A 14,936-nucleotide genomic window follows, 5' to 3' on the forward strand; every position below is an offset into this window, starting at 1 on the left:
CACCTAAGGAGTAGGCGAAGACGTATTTGATTTGCATCAATAATCGCCATAGCTGAATCGTTAAGGTAGGCAGTAATAGAAAAGAAATCGAGGCAATAATGAGCAAAGTCAGACTCGCTATCATCGGTAACGGCATGGTCGGCCACCGCTTTATTGAGGATCTTCTCGATAAAGCTGACGCTGCCCAGTTCGACATTACCGTGTTCTGTGAAGAACCCCGCAAGGCGTACGACCGTGTGCACCTGTCTTCCTACTTCTCACATCATACCGCTGAAGAGCTCTCTCTGGTGCGTGAGGGTTTCTACGAGAAGCATGGCGTAAAAGTACTGGTGGGAGAACGCGCTATCACCATCAACCGCCAGGAAAAAGTGATCCACTCCAGCGCCGGACGCACGGTTTTTTACGACAAGCTGATCATGGCGACGGGCTCCTATCCGTGGATCCCGCCAATCAAAGGCTCGGAAACCCAGGATTGCTTCGTCTACCGTACCATTGAAGACCTCAAAGCCATTGAAAACTGTGCACGTCGCAGCAAACGCGGTGCAGTAGTTGGTGGCGGCCTGCTGGGTCTGGAAGCCGCAGGCGCACTGAAAAACCTCGGCGTTGAAACTCACGTCATCGAATTTGCCCCGATGCTGATGGCCGAGCAGCTGGACCACATGGGTGGTGACCAGTTACGTCGTAAAATCGAAAGCATGGGCGTGAAGGTTCACACCAGCAAAAACACCAAAGAGATCGTCCAGGAAGGCACTGAAGCGCGCAAAACCATGCGTTTTGCCGACGGCAGCGAGCTTGAAGTGGACTTTATCGTCTTCTCCACCGGTATTCGTCCGCGCGACAAGCTGGCTAACCAGTGTGGACTGGCCGTTGCTCAGCGCGGTGGTATCATGATTAACGATACCTGCCAGACCTCTGACCCGGACATCTACGCAATTGGCGAGTGCGCCAGCTGGAACAACCGCGTGTACGGGCTGGTCGCCCCCGGCTACAAAATGGCGCAGGTTGCCGTTGACCATATCCTTGGAACGGAGAACGCCTTCGAAGGCGCAGACATGAGCGCCAAGCTGAAGCTGCTGGGCGTAGACGTTGGCGGTATTGGCGATGCGCACGGTCGTACCCCGAACTCGCGCAGCTACGTCTACCTCGACGAAAGCAAAGAGGTCTACAAACGACTCATCGTCAGCCAGGATAATAAAACTCTTCTCGGCGCGGTGCTGGTGGGTGACACCAGCGATTACGGCAACCTGCTGCAACTGGTGCTGAACGCCATCGAGCTGCCGGAAAACCCGGACGCCCTGATCCTGCCTGCTCATGCCTCCAGCGGCAAGCCGTCTATCGGTGTCGATAAACTGCCGGACAGCGCGCAGATTTGCTCCTGCTTCGACGTCACCAAAGGCATGTTGATTTCCGCTATCAACAAAGGTTGCCACACCGTGGCGGTGCTGAAAGCAGAAACCAAAGCCGGTACCGGCTGCGGCGGTTGTATTCCACTGGTCACCCAGGTGCTGAACGCCGAACTGGCGAAACAGGGCATCGAAGTGAACAACAATCTGTGCGAACACTTCTCTTACTCTCGCCAGGAGCTTTACCATCTGATCCGCGTGGAGGGCATCAAATCCTTCGACGAACTGCTGGCAAAACACGGCCAGGGTTATGGCTGCGAAGTGTGTAAACCGACCGTCGGTTCTCTGCTGGCCTCCTGCTGGAATGAGTACGTTCTCAAACCAGAACATACGCCGCTTCAGGACACCAACGACAACTTCCTGGCAAACATCCAGAAAGACGGGACATATTCCGTTATCCCACGCTCTGCCGGTGGCGAAATCACCCCGGAAGGGCTGGTCGCCGTAGGTCGCATCGCACGTGAATTTAACCTGTACACCAAAATTACCGGTTCCCAGCGTATCGGCCTGTTTGGTGCGCAGAAGGACGATCTACCAGAAATCTGGCGTCAGCTGATTGAAGCGGGCTTCGAAACCGGCCACGCGTATGCCAAAGCGCTGCGTATGGCCAAAACCTGCGTGGGCAGCACCTGGTGCCGTTACGGCGTCGGCGACAGCGTGGGCTTCGGCGTGGAGCTGGAAAACCGCTTCAAAGGCATCCGTACCCCACACAAAATGAAGTTTGGCGTCTCTGGCTGTACCCGCGAATGTGCGGAAGCGCAGGGTAAAGACGTTGGCATTATCGCCACCGAGAAAGGCTGGAACCTGTACGTGTGCGGTAACGGCGGGATGAAACCCCGTCACGCAGACCTGCTGGCAGCGGATCTCGACCACGATACGCTGATTCAGTATCTCGACCGCTTCATGATGTTCTACATCCGTACCGCCGACAAGCTGACCCGTACCGCTTCCTGGCTGGACAACCTGGAAGGCGGCATCGACTACCTGAAGTCAGTCATCATCGACGACAAACTGGGTCTAAACGAACAGCTTGAAGCCGAGATGGCTCGCCTGCGCGACGCGGTGATTTGCGAATGGACTGAAACCGTGAACACCCCGGCTGCACAGACGCGCTTCAAACACTTTATCAACAGCACCCAGCGCGACCCGAACGTGCAGGTTGTGGCAGAGCGCGAACAACATCGTCCGGCGACGCCTTATGAACGTATTCCGGTGACTCTGGTGGAGGAAAACGCATGAGCCAGTGGGTAAACATCTGCAATATTAACGACATCCTGCCTGCCACCGGCGTCTGCGCGCTGCTGGGTAAAGAGCAGGTCGCGATTTTCCGTCCTCGCCATGATGAACAGGTTTTTGCCATCAGCAATATCGATCCGTTCTTCGAGGCCAGCGTGCTGTCCCGCGGGTTGATTGCCGAGCATCAGGGCGAGCTGTGGGTCGCAAGCCCGTTGAAAAAGCAGCGTTTCCGCTTAAGCGATGGCTATTGCATGGAAGATGAGAGCCGCTCTGTGAAGCACTACGACGCCCGCGTGAAGGACGGCATGGTGCAGCTGAAAGGCTAACCTCCGCCCTTTTAGGGATAACGGCAGGAAATTCGTATGTTCCTTACGATCCCTGCTGTTATCCTGACGTCAATTCTTACCCCTTCCATAAATGCTACGAGGTAACGTCGTGGATCACTTGCCGATTTTTTGTCAATTACGCAACCGCGACTGCCTGCTCGTGGGCGGCGGCGATGTGGCCGAACGCAAAGCGCGCCTGCTGTTAGAAGCGGGTGCCCGTTTGACCGTCAACGCCCTCGACTTTGCCCCACAGTTTGAGGTCTGGGCCCAGGCAGGAATGCTCACGCTGGAGCAGGGTGAGTTTAATGAATCCCTGCTGGATACCTGCTGGCTGACGATTGCCGCGACGGACGATGATGCCGTTAACCAACGCGTGAGCGATGCCTGTGAGGTACGCCGTATCTTCTGCAACGTGGTGGATGCGCCGAAAGAAGCCAGCTTCATCATGCCGTCGATTATCGACCGTTCCCCGCTGATGATTGCGGTGTCGTCCGGTGGCCGCTCGCCGGTACTTGCTCGCCTGCTGCGGGAAAAACTGGAGGCTGTGCTGCCACAGCATCTTGGTCAGATTGCGCATTATGCCGGGCAGCTGCGTTCACGCGTGAAGCAAACCTTCGCAACCGTAGCTGAGCGACGTCGGTTCTGGGAAAAATTCTTTGTCAACGACAGGCTGGCGCAGTCGCTGGCGAATCAGGACACGAAAGCCGTTGAAGAGACGACCGAACAGTTGCTGAGCGAACCGCTGGATCACCGCGGCGAAGTGGTGCTGGTGGGGGCAGGGCCGGGAGATGCTGGCTTGCTGACGCTGAAAGGTCTCCAGCAGCTCCAGCAGGCCGATACTGTGGTTTACGATCGCCTGGTCTCCGATGACATCATGAACCTGGTTCGCCGCGACGCCGACCGTGTTTTCGTGGGCAAACGCGCGGGCTACCATTGCGTGCCGCAGGAAGAGATTAACCAGATCCTGCTGCGCGAGGCGCAAAAGGGAAAACGCGTGGTGCGTCTGAAAGGTGGTGATCCGTTTATCTTTGGCCGTGGCGGTGAAGAGCTGGAAACCCTGTGTGACGCGGGTATTCCGTTCTCTGTCGTGCCCGGCATTACGGCGGCATCCGGTTGCTCAGCCTACTCAGGCATTCCGCTGACACACCGGGACTACGCTCAGAGCGTGCGTCTGGTGACGGGCCACCTGAAAACCGGCAGCGAGCTGGACTGGCATAACCTGGCCGCAGAAAAACAGACGCTGGTGTTCTATATGGGGCTGAACCAGGCCGCCACAATTCAGGCGAAACTGCTTGAGCACGGCATGGATGCAGATATGCCTGTCGCACTGGTGGAAAACGGTACCGCCATTACGCAGCGCGTGGTAAATGGCGTGCTGACGCAGCTTGGTGAACTGGCGCAACAGGTTGAAAGCCCGGCGCTGATTGTAGTGGGTCGCGTGGTGGAACTGCGCGGTAAACTCAACTGGTTCTCCAACCACTAACGCATATTATTCCTTCCCTGAGTAGTCTTTAAGCGGACTACTCCCCTCTTACTGCTGTCGATAACATACCGCCCCGAAGTGGAACTTTCCCCTTTATTCCCTTGAGTTACATCTCATTTTCGTTTTCAGACAAGGAATGCGTATGTTTAAACTGGCAAAAGCCGCCGTTCTGGTCGGCCTGTTATCGACTCTGACGGCTTGCACCGGTCGTGTAGAAAACACGAAAAATAACTGCAGCTACGATTATCTGCTGCACCCGGCGATCTCCATTTCGAAGATCATCGGTGGTTGCGGCCCGGCGGCACAGCAGTAAGCGTTTTTCAGGCGTAAAAAAACCGGGAATTTCCCGGTTTTTTATTTAGTCGATTTTTTGTCAGGTGGCGGTAAAGCAAGCTTAAGGCTTACCCACAAACCCAATCGCTTCATACACCGCTTTCAGGGTTTCAGATGCGCGCGCACTGGCTTTTTCCGCGCCGTCTTTCATCACCTTCTGCAGGAAAGCTTCGTCGTTACGATAGCGGTTATAGCGCTCCTGCAGCTCAGTCAGCATGCCAGAAACGGCATCCGCCACTTCACCTTTCAGGTGGCCGTACATCTTGCCTTCAAAATGCTGTTCCAGCTCAGGAATGCTCTGACCAGTAACCCCGGAGAGAATATCCAGCAGGTTGGACACGCCCGCTTTGTTCTGCACGTCGTAGCGCACGACAGGTGGCTCGTCGGAATCAGTTACCGCACGCTTAAGCTTTTTCACGACCGATTTCGGATCTTCCAGCAGGCCGATAACGTTGTTGCGGTTATCGTCAGACTTGGACATCTTTTTGGTCGGTTCCAGCAGTGACATCACGCGTGCGCCAGATTTCGGAATGAATGGCTCTGGTACCTTGAACACATCGCCATAAATCGCATTAAAGCGCTGGGCAATATCACGGCTCAGCTCAAGGTGCTGCTTCTGGTCTTCACCAACAGGAACCTGGTTAGTCTGATACAGCAGAATGTCTGCAGCCATCAGTACCGGATAGTCAAACAGACCGGCGTTGATGTTTTCAGAATAGCGTGCAGATTTATCCTTGAACTGAGTCATGCGGCTCAGCTCACCGAAGTAGGTGTAGCAGTTCAGCGCCCAGCCCAGCTGTGCGTGCTCTGGCACGTGAGACTGAACGAAAATGGTGCTCTTCTCAGGATCGATGCCGCAGGCCAGATACAGCGCCAGGGTATCCAGCGTGGCTTTACGCAGTTTCTCAGGATCCTGACGCGCGGTAATCGCATGGAGATCGACGATGCAATAAATGCAATGGTAGTCATCCTGCATGCTGACCCACTGACGTAACGCACCCATGTAGTTACCAATGGTCAATTCACCTGAAGGCTGTGCGCCACTAAAAACGATGGGCTTAGTCATTATTCAATTCCTGATGTTCACTGTGTGAAAGCCCGAGTACGGGCAACAAATCTTTGAAGTGGTCAAACACGACGTCCGGCTCACTTAGGGTGATGGCCTCACCGTAGTTGTAGCCGTAGGTTAACCCGACGGAAGGACACCCAGCCGCCCGGGCAGCCAGAATATCATTGCGTGAATCACCAACAAAGAGCAGCTCCGCAGGCGTTAAGGATAATTTACCTGCCACCAGCAGAAGCGGTTCCGGATGCGGCTTTTTGTTTTGCACGTCATCACCACCCACAATGACGGTGAAATACTTCGCGATATCCAGCGCTTCAAGCAGAGGTGCAACAAACGGCGTTGGCTTGTTGGTTACCAGCCCCAGCGGGATGCCTTTCGCATGCAGTGTGCTCAGGGTTTCCTGGACGTCCGGGAACAGGAAACTCCCTTCCTCGACGGTCTCTTCATAGAAACGATCGAACAGTTTGCGCAGAATACGCAGTTGCTCGTCCTTCGGGATGTCGGCGTGATCGACGCTCGGTTTACCCTGCGCCGAACGCTGCGACGCACGCTCCTGGCGAGCCCACGTCAACGCACGCTCCATCAGCACGTCAGCGCCGTTGCCGATCCACGTTACCACGCGCTCTTCACCCGCAACGGGGAGTTCAAGCGCATACAGCGCCTGGTCAACGGCGCTTGTTAAGCCCGGCGCGCTGTCGACCAGCGTGCCGTCGAGGTCGAATGCCACACCCCGAATTGTCTGCAATTTATCCATGACTTACCTTCGCCAGTTCACGGCGCATTTCATCAATGACTTTTTTGTAATCCGGTTGGTCGAAAATTGCCGAACCTGCAACGAACATATCCGCGCCCGCTGCCGCAATTTCACCAATATTATTCACTTTCACACCGCCATCCACTTCCAGACGAATGTCGTAGCCTGATTCATCAATACGACGACGCACTTCACGCAGCTTATCCAGCGTGTGAGGAATGAACGACTGGCCGCCAAAGCCTGGGTTAACGGACATCAGCAAAATTACGTCCAGCTTATCCATCACATAATCAAGATAGCTCAGCGGCGTTGCCGGGTTAAACACCAGACCCGCCTTACAGCCGTTCTCTTTGATCAGCTGCAGCGTGCGATCCACATGTTCAGAGGCTTCCGGGTGGAAGGTGATGATGCTGGCTCCCGCTGCGGCAAAATCCGGCACGATGCGGTCAACCGGTTTCACCATCAGGTGTACGTCGATCGGGGCGGTAATGCCATAGTTACGCAGCGCCTTAAGCACCATCGGACCGATGGTCAGGTTAGGAACGTAGTGGTTATCCATCACGTCGAAATGGACGACATCCGCGCCTGCCGCCAGTGCGTTGGCAGTGTCTTCACCCAGGCGGGCAAAATCGGCCGACAGAATTGAGGGAGCAATCAAAAACTGTTTCATCCGCTTCTCCTTGAAATGTGTTTACCGGCGGGCAAAACGGCTCAGGGGCGATAAAGAGCCAGGAGTTCGTCCACCTTTTTACGTGTGCCGCCGTTGCTGCTGATGCTACGCCGCACCTTAACCTGAAAATGCTTCGCGGCTTTGTACCATTCGCGCGTATCAGGCGTGTCGTGATTCGAAATTAACACCGGAATTCTTTTGCTGACCAGCTTTTCCGCCATCTCAGCCAGGCGCGCCTGCTCGGCAGGGCTGAAGCTGTTGGTGTGATAGGCAGTGAAATTCGCCGTCGCAGACAGCGGCGCGTAAGGGGGGTCACAGTAAACCACCGAATTTACGCCTGCCAGTTCCATACACTCTTCATAGGAGAGGCAGTGAAACTCAGCATTCTGTGCTTTTTCAGCAAAGTGATACAGCTCGTCCTGTGGGAAATACGGCCGCTTATAGCGTCCAAAAGGCACGTTAAATTCACCACGAAGATTATACCGACACAGGCCGTTGTAGCCATGTCGGTTAAGATAGAGGAACAACAACGCCCGGCGGAACGAATCCTCACTCTGATTGAACTCCGCGCGGAACTGGTAGTAAATGTCCGGGTTATTGTTCTCAGGCGTAAACAGTTTACGCGCCTCTGCGACATACTCATCGGTACGCAGTTTGACGATGTTATAGAGGCTGATAAGGTCGCTGTTGATATCCGCCAGGATATAACGAGAAAAATCGGTGTTCAGGAACACCGATCCCGCGCCCACGAAGGGCTCGATAAGACACTCACCTTTCGGCAGGTGCTTTTTAATATCATCGAGCAGGGGGTATTTCCCCCCTGCCCATTTCAGAAAAGCGCGATTTTTTTTCATGCTGACTAACTGATTACACCTTCTCCGGCTGTGGAGAAAGCTCCGACAGCATCCTGCGCTTTAAACATTACTTCAGATCGGCCTGAACCTGATGAATCGGCTTCGCCCACGGGTTTTTTGCCTGAACATCAGCAGGCAACGTCGCTACGGCACGCTTCGCTTCATCTTTAGACGTATAAACGCCGCTGACCAACACATACCACGGCTGACCGTTACGGGTCGTCTGATAAACCACGTAGTTTTTCAGATTGGATTTCTTCGCCCAACTGTTGAGGTTGTCATAGTTAGACGAACTGCTCAGCTGCAGCGTGTAGTTGCTGGAAGGTGCAGCTTTAAGCGAACCTACGTTACCTGCTGTTTTGCCTGCTGCAGCGCTGGAGGCTGTTGCAGATGCCGCAGGTGCAGCAGTCGTCGTCGGTGCTGTCGTGCTCGCCGTGGCTTTCGGTGCAGTCTGTGTAACTGGCGCTTTTGCTGGCTCGCTCACCGCAGCCGTTTCAGTATGTTTCGGCTGCGCCGGAACAGCTTTCACTTCAGGCGCTTTCACCACTGCCTGAGGTTTAGTTTCGCGTTTAGGTTCAATCACCGCCTGCTTACGTTCAGGACGTGTTGCAGTCTGCGTCTGGCGCGGCTTGGTTTCGGTCGCAGCAGTTTGCGGCTGAGCGTTACCACCGCGAACCGGGGCAACGGTTGCAGGTTCAGTTGGCAGCGTAGAGTTAACCACGGCGTTATCCATCTGCTGCTGGTTTTGCGGCTGCGTCAGTGCATTATTCAGGTCTCCCTGAACTTCTACACGCTGCTGACCTTCAGGCGTAACAGGTGCCTGGCTCTGAGCTGGGTTTGAGGAAACGGGCGGCAGAGAAACATCCTGTGGTGCTGGTGCTGTGGTGTTTCCTGCGGTCTGCTCTGCAGGGGTAGTACCCGGTGCAGGCTGCGCGCCATTTGCCTGATTAGCCGCATCGTTACCGGAGAGGTTGATGCTCTTCTCAGCGGAAGCGGTTTGCTCGGTTGAGTTCGTTGATGGTGCTTTAAGTGCAGAACCAATGCCGACAATCAGCAGCACAAGTACCAACACGCCAAGCCCCATCATAAGATACTGGCGGGAAGCCGGTTTTGGTGCAGCGGCTTTCTTACGTTTACGCGGGCGACGCTCTACAGGCTCTTCGTCCATTGAATCTTCTTCGGACTCATAATCCTCTTCTGCTCGCTCATCGTGCGCGTTGCGGCTGCGCGAGGGGCGACGATCGTCTGCATCCAGATCAACATCGTCAAAGTTGATCTGCGGCTCGTTATCACGTTCTGAAGATTGACGAGAACGACCAGTACGACGATCGCTGGGATCGGGTTTCAGCTCGTCTTCTGGTTTGAATTCATCCATTTAACACCCCACTCAAAGGCTTATGCCAACGACTTTGCATTTCACCTGAAGCTAAACGACCACCTGCAACAGTGGCCTGACCTTTCTAGTTGTTACGCCTGCTGACAATCAGCGATAGCGCCAAGAACGACATCGTGCGGCACTCCGCCGCGCACTTCACTCTTCCCTATTGCAAGCGGGAGTACAAGACGCATCTCACCTGCCAATACTTTTTTATCGCGCATCATGTGGGGTAAATACGCTTGTGCCGACATCTCTTGCGGCCCGGTCACCGGCAAGCCTGCACGCTCAAGCAGCGCGATGATGCGCGCCGTTTCATCCGGTTTAAACTGCCCCAGACGTTCAGAGGTGCGAGCAGCCATCACCATTCCGGCAGCAACCGCTTCACCGTGAAGCCAGTTACCGTAACCCATTTCGGCTTCAATCGCGTGACCAAACGTATGCCCAAGATTCAGTAAAGCACGTAAGCCCGTTTCACGCTCGTCTGCTGCGACAACTTCCGCTTTCAGCTCACAACAACGACGGATGCAATATGCCAGTTTAGCCTCATCCAGGCGCAGCAACGCATCCATATTCTCTTCAAGCCAGTCAAAGAACTCGCCATCCAGAATAATGCCGTATTTGATCACTTCAGCAAGACCCGAAGCCAGCTCTCGCTTCGGCAGCGTTTTCAGACAGTCGAGATCCACCACCACCGATGCGGGCTGGTAGAATGCGCCAATCATGTTTTTGCCAAGCGGATGGTTGACCGCAGTTTTGCCGCCAACAGAAGAGTCGACCTGAGACAGCAACGTAGTCGGAATCTGAATAAAACGGACACCACGTTGATAGCTTGCAGCCGCAAAGCCGGTGAGATCGCCCACAACACCGCCGCCCAGGGCAAGCAATGTTGTATCGCGACCATGCGGTTTTTGCAGCAATGCGGTAAAGACGGTATCCAGTACCGTCAGACTTTTATACTGCTCGCCATCGGGCAGAATGACACTGTCGACTTTTACGCCCGCCTGCTCTAGCAGGTGGCGTACACGGTCAAGATAAAGCGGAGCCAGCGTCTCGTTGGTGACCAGCATCGCCTGATCACCCGCTTTCAGTGGTAAAAAGGAAGCTGGGTCGTTAAACAAACCAGCCGCGATGGTGATAGGGTAACTACGTTCCCCGAGAGTAACTGTAATCCTCTCCATGACGCGACATCCACCTTTAATGCTTTTACCCGCAGGCGAGTGTATATAAAGCCAGAATCAGTTGCTTTCCAGCATATGAATAATCTGGTTTGCAACCACTTTAGCGCTCTGATCGTCAGTACGAATGGTCACATCAGCAATCTCTTCGTACAGCGGATTGCGTTCATCGGCCAACGCTTCCAGAACTTCGCGTGGTGGCGTTTCAACCTGCAGCAGCGGGCGCTTTTTATCACGCTGCGTACGTGCCAGCTGTTTCTCGATGGTCGTTTCAAGATAGACCACTACGCCACGGGCGGAGAGACGGTTGCGGGTTTCGCGAGATTTTACAGAGCCGCCGCCTGTTGCCAGCACAATGCCCTGTTTTTCCGTGAGTTCGTTGATCACTTTTTCTTCTCGGTCACGGAAACCTTCTTCGCCTTCTACGTCGAAAACCCAGCCCACATCAGCTCCGGTTCGTTTCTCAATCTCTTGATCAGAATCGTAAAATTCCATATTGAGTTGTTGAGCTAACTGACGCCCAATAGTGCTTTTGCCGGCACCCATAGGCCCAACCAGAAAGATATTGCGTTTCTCTGCCATTTTATCGGTACTACTAAGACTATTCGTTAATGGTAATCCCCGCTTCGCAGACACCCAGCGTAGCAGGACATGAACTGAAACCTCATATGCAATAGAGCGAGAGTCAGACTAAAAATTATCTCAATACTCCGGCTTGTTTGGCAACTGATTAAATCACCGCGCCGGGCGCATAAGGTAATAAGACGTAAGTCCAACTCAAATCGGTACTCCTTGTATGCTAATTCATGCCCCACGTCAAACATCTGCAACAAACTGAATGCAAAATCATTGCGGGGATCGTTACCCGTCAGTGAATACCGACCAGACGTGGTGTAATAAACACCACTAACTCACGTCGTTCGTTGTCTTTTCCATCATGACGAAAAAGCTGTCCAAGCCATGGGATTTTCCCCAGCCCCGGCACGCTGTCGCTGCCGGTTTTGTTCTTCTGCGAAAAAATTCCACCCAGCGCCAGTGTTTCTCCGCTTTTTACCTCCACCTGCGTTTCGATCTCCTGTTTGTCGATTGCCAGCGTTTCACCGTCAGCCTGCTGAAGCACCTGCCCCGGCATATTTTCACTGATGTGTAATTTCAGACGCACGCGTCCCCCCGGCAATACCACGGGCGTCACCTCCATCCCTAATACCGCCTCTTTAAACTCAACGGAGGTCGCCCCGCTTTCACCGCTTGAAACCTGATACGGGATCTCACTCCCCTGTTTGATGCTGGCCGGTTGCATGTGCGAGGCCAGCAGTCGCGGGCTGGCGATGATATCAACCTGCTGTTTTTGCTCCAGTGCTGACAACTCCAGATCCAGCAGCCGACCATTAATTCGCCCGATATTAAAACCCACGTGGCTGGTGGCGCTGGCTACGGAAAGATCGCTGCCAAGAGTGGTGAGCTGACCAACTTTGCCCGCGTCGGTGGCGTCGGCAAGATTCCACTTCACCCCTAGCTCACGCAGGCTTTTTTCATTGATGGTCACAATATGCGCCGCAAGCTCTACCTGCTCGACGGGAATATCCATCTGAGCGGCCCAGCGCTGCAGCGTATCCACCACCGTCTTATTATCCCGAACCAACAGGCGGTTAGTGCGCTTGTCGAGTGATAAACTCCCTTTTGGGCTCAGGAGTTTTTCGGCTGCTTTTTGTAGCTCCCCGGCATCGGCGTAAGAAAATGAGAGACTTTGTGAGACCAGCGGGGCATCCAGCTGCCGACGCGTCCGCTCCTGCTCTGAACGCTCCCGCTGTTCGCGCTGCCAGGCCGTAGTATGGACATAAAAAATGCCACCCTCCTCCCGTATAACAAGTCCGGCGCTGGTGACCACCGTCTGTAGCGCTTGTCGCCAGGGGACGCGCGTCAGGTTAAGTGAAAGCGAGCCGCTAACATCCGGTGATACCACCAGATTACGGTTCTCCTGCGCGACCAGTGCCTGTAGCACCTGAACCACAGGAACATCATCCACCACCAGCGTGACGGGTTTTGGTACGGTGGCCCACAGCGGTTGGCAGAACGCCAGCAGCAACAGCATTATCCTTAAGTTCATTTTTAATCGTTCCTTCTCGTTGCCACGTCCATTGTCCAGGTTCACATGTGTCACCCACATCAACAACCAGTGCTGACTCATTGATGGCTTTTACCTGCCAGCCCACCGGGAAGCGCTGATGCGTTTTCAGGCGATACCAGCGCTTTTGCCCATCCTGTAAGATGCCAACCGTTTCATGACCCGCCACCATACCGCGGTAGTGCCACTGCAACAGTTGACCACGACTGCAAGGATCGTCCGGCGGGCGAAACGGATCGCGCATACCGGTCAATGTCAGCACCGAACAAACCAGCAAGCAACGCACACTATTTCGCATGATCTGACTCCAGCTCCAGCCGCAGGCGTAACAACGCATCCTGTGGCGCAATAGCGAAAGCCGCGACCTGCACATCCCGCTGTGCCAGCAGGGAAAAAATGGTCGGGATCGCCGGCCATTCAGCATCCAGCGTCAGTTCTCCTCCCCTTTGCGACGGCTTCCAGTGAACCAATTTCATACCGTCCCCCTGAAAATCGAGCGGTGAAAAGGGCTGCATCTCCTGCACTTTCGGAGAGGCAGGGCTAAAAGGTATCTTACTGGCTGCGGGCCATAGCGATGCATTAGCCCGGGCATCCTGCATCAATTGCCGCTGGAGCTCAGCACACAGCCTGTCTACTGGGCGGAGCAACATGCTCCATGCGGCCAGCCCGGCAAAGAGAATACTCAGACACCAGCAAAGCACCCGATGCCATGGACGGTTTTCGCACCAGCGTTCCAACAGGGTGTCCACACGTTACCTCTCACTTTTCAGATTAAATGTGAACATCCAGTGTCCCTGGCTATCCTGGCGGATCTCCCCTGCGGGTCCTGTCGTGAACCCGTCGAGTTGTCCAGGTACATCACGCAGCGCAGAAAGAGCTGGCAGGGTAGTGGCATACCCGATAAGCATCAGAGCAGGAGGCTGGTAACGCAGTTCAGTCAGCCAGACCTGCGGCGGCATGACGCTGGCAAGTGATTCCAGCACCGGTTGCCATGCGTGTCGTTGACGTTTCAGTGCAGGCATCGGCACCTCTGTGGTCAGCGTCTGGCGAGACATAAGCGTGTGACGCACGGACTGCATTCCCGCCAGTTCAGCTCGCAGAGCGTGCAGCCTCACCAGGTGGTTTATCCTCAGGCAGAAAATGACCATCAGCATCACCAGCCATGCGCCGACGAACATCGCGCCCCAGAAACGCAGACAACGCGCCCGCCGTTGCTGTCGCCACGGTATAAAGTTCGTCATGTTCACTCAGGGACCTCGCTCATGGCCAACGCCAGCGCGACGGTGTAATCAGCACCGCATTCCGGTAGCGGGGCATGGCAGCGCTCCAGGGTTTCCCATGGGTCACGTCGGCTATCAAACAGCGCGATATCGCCCGGACTCAGAGCCAGCAGCGCCGCCAGTTCCGTCACGTTTGCAGCTTCTGTGGTAAAGCGGCGTCCCCACTGATGACGCATAGCCCAAAGCCACTGATGTTCATCTCGCCAGGCGACGCAATACGCCGGGGCAACTGCGGGAAGAAGGTTCGCCAGTGCGCTGGCATCCGGGGTAATCGTAACCAGCCGCAAACGTAGCGTTTTCGCCAGCGCCAGGAGAGTTTCAACCTCTTTGTTTTGTGCGGCGGTAACATGAAATGTGTTGCTGAACGTGTCCTGCACGTAATCGAAACAGAGCGTTTCTGCTGGTATCTCCAGTTCGCGCGAGAGTGCCGCGCCCAGCCATGAAAGTTGCTCGCTGTCGCGCAGCGCAATGCCCGGGCGGGGAAGTGAGCGTTGCAGGGTGCGTGCTGCCGGGAAAGAGAGGAACACACGGTGGTGGTGCGGCAACGTCTTCCGCCAGTCGCGCAACGCGTCAACCAGCTGTTCTGGCTGGCATATTTTACCTTCCCGAATGACGCCTTCGGTCAGAGGGATTGCCCACCAGCGACGCAAGCACCAGTCAGTTCTTTCCCGGGCCAATGCGACGATAAGCACCCTATCCTGTTGAATATGAACGCCCGTTTGCCATGTTTTGAAAGCCATGCTTCACGATCTCCTTATCGCCCGTCACCGTGACGGCTATATCAATGAATCAGGCTTGCCTTTATACTACCGCGCGATTGTTTAGAAACTGCCCAAGTGAAACCAAATGGGAA

At 54.9% G+C, this 14,936-nt stretch carries 16 protein-coding genes; 4 read left to right on the forward strand and 12 right to left on the reverse strand.

The features are described from left to right. Positions 1 to 98 precede the first annotated feature (98 nt). The 4 genes from nirB (at position 99) to JGF26_RS18540 (ending at position 4,761) form a co-directional block, all read left to right on the forward strand. Positions 99 to 2,642: a nitrite reductase large subunit NirB gene (gene nirB / locus JGF26_RS18525; RefSeq protein ID WP_134708546.1), complete on the forward strand. Its 2,544-nt coding sequence runs from the start codon at positions 99 to 101 to the stop codon at positions 2,640 to 2,642. Beyond that, the gene (gene nirD, locus JGF26_RS18530; RefSeq protein WP_028018009.1) at positions 2,639 to 2,965 is read left to right on the forward strand and encodes a nitrite reductase small subunit NirD; all 327 of its coding nucleotides are present in this window, start codon (positions 2,639 to 2,641) and stop codon (positions 2,963 to 2,965) included. Before nirB ends, nirD begins: the two co-directional genes overlap by 4 nt. 109 nt (positions 2,966 to 3,074) lie before the next feature. Next, positions 3,075 to 4,448 (forward strand): siroheme synthase CysG, encoded by a 1,374-nt coding sequence (gene cysG, locus JGF26_RS18535; RefSeq protein WP_128348350.1) that lies wholly within the window; start codon positions 3,075 to 3,077, stop codon positions 4,446 to 4,448. Positions 4,449 to 4,590: 142 nt separating this feature from the next. After that, positions 4,591 to 4,761: a YhfL family protein gene (locus JGF26_RS18540; protein ID WP_028018011.1), complete on the forward strand. Its 171-nt coding sequence runs from the start codon at positions 4,591 to 4,593 to the stop codon at positions 4,759 to 4,761. An 81-nt stretch (positions 4,762 to 4,842) separates the two neighbouring features. Here JGF26_RS18540 and trpS read toward each other — a convergent pair whose 3' ends face one another. The 12 genes from trpS to JGF26_RS18600 all read right to left on the reverse strand — a co-directional run bounded on the left by trpS (position 4,843) and on the right by JGF26_RS18600 (position 14,823). Beyond that, a complete protein-coding gene (trpS, locus tag JGF26_RS18545) occupies positions 4,843 to 5,847 on the reverse strand; it encodes a tryptophan--tRNA ligase (protein WP_028018012.1) in 1,005 nt (334 codons plus the stop codon). Then, complete coding sequence (gph, locus tag JGF26_RS18550; RefSeq protein WP_028018013.1) at positions 5,840 to 6,601, reverse strand: phosphoglycolate phosphatase; 762 nt, start codon at positions 6,599 to 6,601, stop codon at positions 5,840 to 5,842. Before gph ends, trpS begins: the two co-directional genes overlap by 8 nt. Further along, positions 6,594 to 7,271, reverse strand: coding sequence for a ribulose-phosphate 3-epimerase (gene rpe, locus JGF26_RS18555; RefSeq protein ID WP_008503032.1), 678 nt, complete (start codon positions 7,269 to 7,271; stop codon positions 6,594 to 6,596). Before rpe ends, gph begins: the two co-directional genes overlap by 8 nt. A gap of 41 nt (positions 7,272 to 7,312) precedes the next feature. Beyond that, on the reverse strand, positions 7,313 to 8,125 hold the full coding sequence (gene dam, locus JGF26_RS18560) for an adenine-specific DNA-methyltransferase (protein ID WP_028018014.1): 813 nt from the start codon (positions 8,123 to 8,125) through the stop codon (positions 7,313 to 7,315). A 67-nt stretch (positions 8,126 to 8,192) separates the two neighbouring features. Continuing rightward, complete coding sequence (gene damX / locus JGF26_RS18565) at positions 8,193 to 9,500, reverse strand: cell division protein DamX (RefSeq protein ID WP_128348352.1); 1,308 nt, start codon at positions 9,498 to 9,500, stop codon at positions 8,193 to 8,195. Positions 9,501 to 9,592: 92 nt separating this feature from the next. Next, complete coding sequence (aroB, locus tag JGF26_RS18570; protein WP_028018016.1) at positions 9,593 to 10,681, reverse strand: 3-dehydroquinate synthase; 1,089 nt, start codon at positions 10,679 to 10,681, stop codon at positions 9,593 to 9,595. A 57-nt stretch (positions 10,682 to 10,738) separates the two neighbouring features. Next, the gene (gene aroK / locus JGF26_RS18575) at positions 10,739 to 11,260 is read right to left on the reverse strand and encodes a shikimate kinase AroK (RefSeq protein WP_003861630.1); all 522 of its coding nucleotides are present in this window, start codon (positions 11,258 to 11,260) and stop codon (positions 10,739 to 10,741) included. Positions 11,261 to 11,546: 286 nt separating this feature from the next. Then, entirely contained in the window at positions 11,547 to 12,785 is a 1,239-nt protein-coding gene (hofQ, locus tag JGF26_RS18580) for a DNA uptake porin HofQ (protein WP_049007363.1), read from the reverse strand. Next, complete coding sequence (locus JGF26_RS18585) at positions 12,697 to 13,101, reverse strand: HofP DNA utilization family protein (RefSeq protein ID WP_049007364.1); 405 nt, start codon at positions 13,099 to 13,101, stop codon at positions 12,697 to 12,699. The genes hofQ and JGF26_RS18585 overlap by 89 nt, the downstream gene beginning before the upstream one ends. Further along, entirely contained in the window at positions 13,091 to 13,552 is a 462-nt protein-coding gene (locus JGF26_RS18590) for a hypothetical protein (protein ID WP_028018019.1), read from the reverse strand. Before JGF26_RS18590 ends, JGF26_RS18585 begins: the two co-directional genes overlap by 11 nt. A 3-nt stretch (positions 13,553 to 13,555) precedes the next feature. After that, the gene (locus JGF26_RS18595) at positions 13,556 to 14,050 is read right to left on the reverse strand and encodes a PilN domain-containing protein (RefSeq protein WP_128348355.1); all 495 of its coding nucleotides are present in this window, start codon (positions 14,048 to 14,050) and stop codon (positions 13,556 to 13,558) included. Beyond that, entirely contained in the window at positions 14,047 to 14,823 is a 777-nt protein-coding gene (locus tag JGF26_RS18600) for a DNA utilization protein HofM (RefSeq protein ID WP_134708545.1), read from the reverse strand. Before JGF26_RS18600 ends, JGF26_RS18595 begins: the two co-directional genes overlap by 4 nt. Positions 14,824 to 14,936 lie beyond the last annotated feature (113 nt).

Source organism: Enterobacter sp. E1 (assembly GCF_016809815.1).
GTDB classification, from domain to species: domain Bacteria; phylum Pseudomonadota; class Gammaproteobacteria; order Enterobacterales; family Enterobacteriaceae; genus Enterobacter; species Enterobacter adelaidei.

What these genes read in the sequence shown, in the direction of transcription:
- dam (WP_028018014.1), bottom strand. Translation starts at nt 8,125, where the DNA reads ATGAAAAAAAATCGCGCTTTTCTGAAATGGGCAGGGGGGAAATACCCC.
- rpe (WP_008503032.1), bottom strand. Translation starts at nt 7,271, where the DNA reads ATGAAACAGTTTTTGATTGCTCCCTCAATTCTGTCGGCCGATTTTGCC.
- JGF26_RS18600 (WP_134708545.1), bottom strand. Translation starts at nt 14,823, where the DNA reads ATGGCTTTCAAAACATGGCAAACGGGCGTTCATATTCAACAGGATAGG.
- JGF26_RS18585 (WP_049007364.1), bottom strand. Translation starts at nt 13,101, where the DNA reads ATGCGAAATAGTGTGCGTTGCTTGCTGGTTTGTTCGGTGCTGACATTG.
- aroK (WP_003861630.1), bottom strand. Translation starts at nt 11,260, where the DNA reads ATGGCAGAGAAACGCAATATCTTTCTGGTTGGGCCTATGGGTGCCGGC.
- JGF26_RS18540 (WP_028018011.1), top strand. Translation starts at nt 4,591, where the DNA reads ATGTTTAAACTGGCAAAAGCCGCCGTTCTGGTCGGCCTGTTATCGACT.
- aroB (WP_028018016.1), bottom strand. Translation starts at nt 10,681, where the DNA reads ATGGAGAGGATTACAGTTACTCTCGGGGAACGTAGTTACCCTATCACC.
- hofQ (WP_049007363.1), bottom strand. Translation starts at nt 12,785, where the DNA reads ATGAACTTAAGGATAATGCTGTTGCTGCTGGCGTTCTGCCAACCGCTG.
- damX (WP_128348352.1), bottom strand. Translation starts at nt 9,500, where the DNA reads ATGGATGAATTCAAACCAGAAGACGAGCTGAAACCCGATCCCAGCGAT.
- nirB (WP_134708546.1), top strand. Translation starts at nt 99, where the DNA reads ATGAGCAAAGTCAGACTCGCTATCATCGGTAACGGCATGGTCGGCCAC.
- gph (WP_028018013.1), bottom strand. Translation starts at nt 6,601, where the DNA reads ATGGATAAATTGCAGACAATTCGGGGTGTGGCATTCGACCTCGACGGC.
- trpS (WP_028018012.1), bottom strand. Translation starts at nt 5,847, where the DNA reads ATGACTAAGCCCATCGTTTTTAGTGGCGCACAGCCTTCAGGTGAATTG.
- nirD (WP_028018009.1), top strand. Translation starts at nt 2,639, where the DNA reads ATGAGCCAGTGGGTAAACATCTGCAATATTAACGACATCCTGCCTGCC.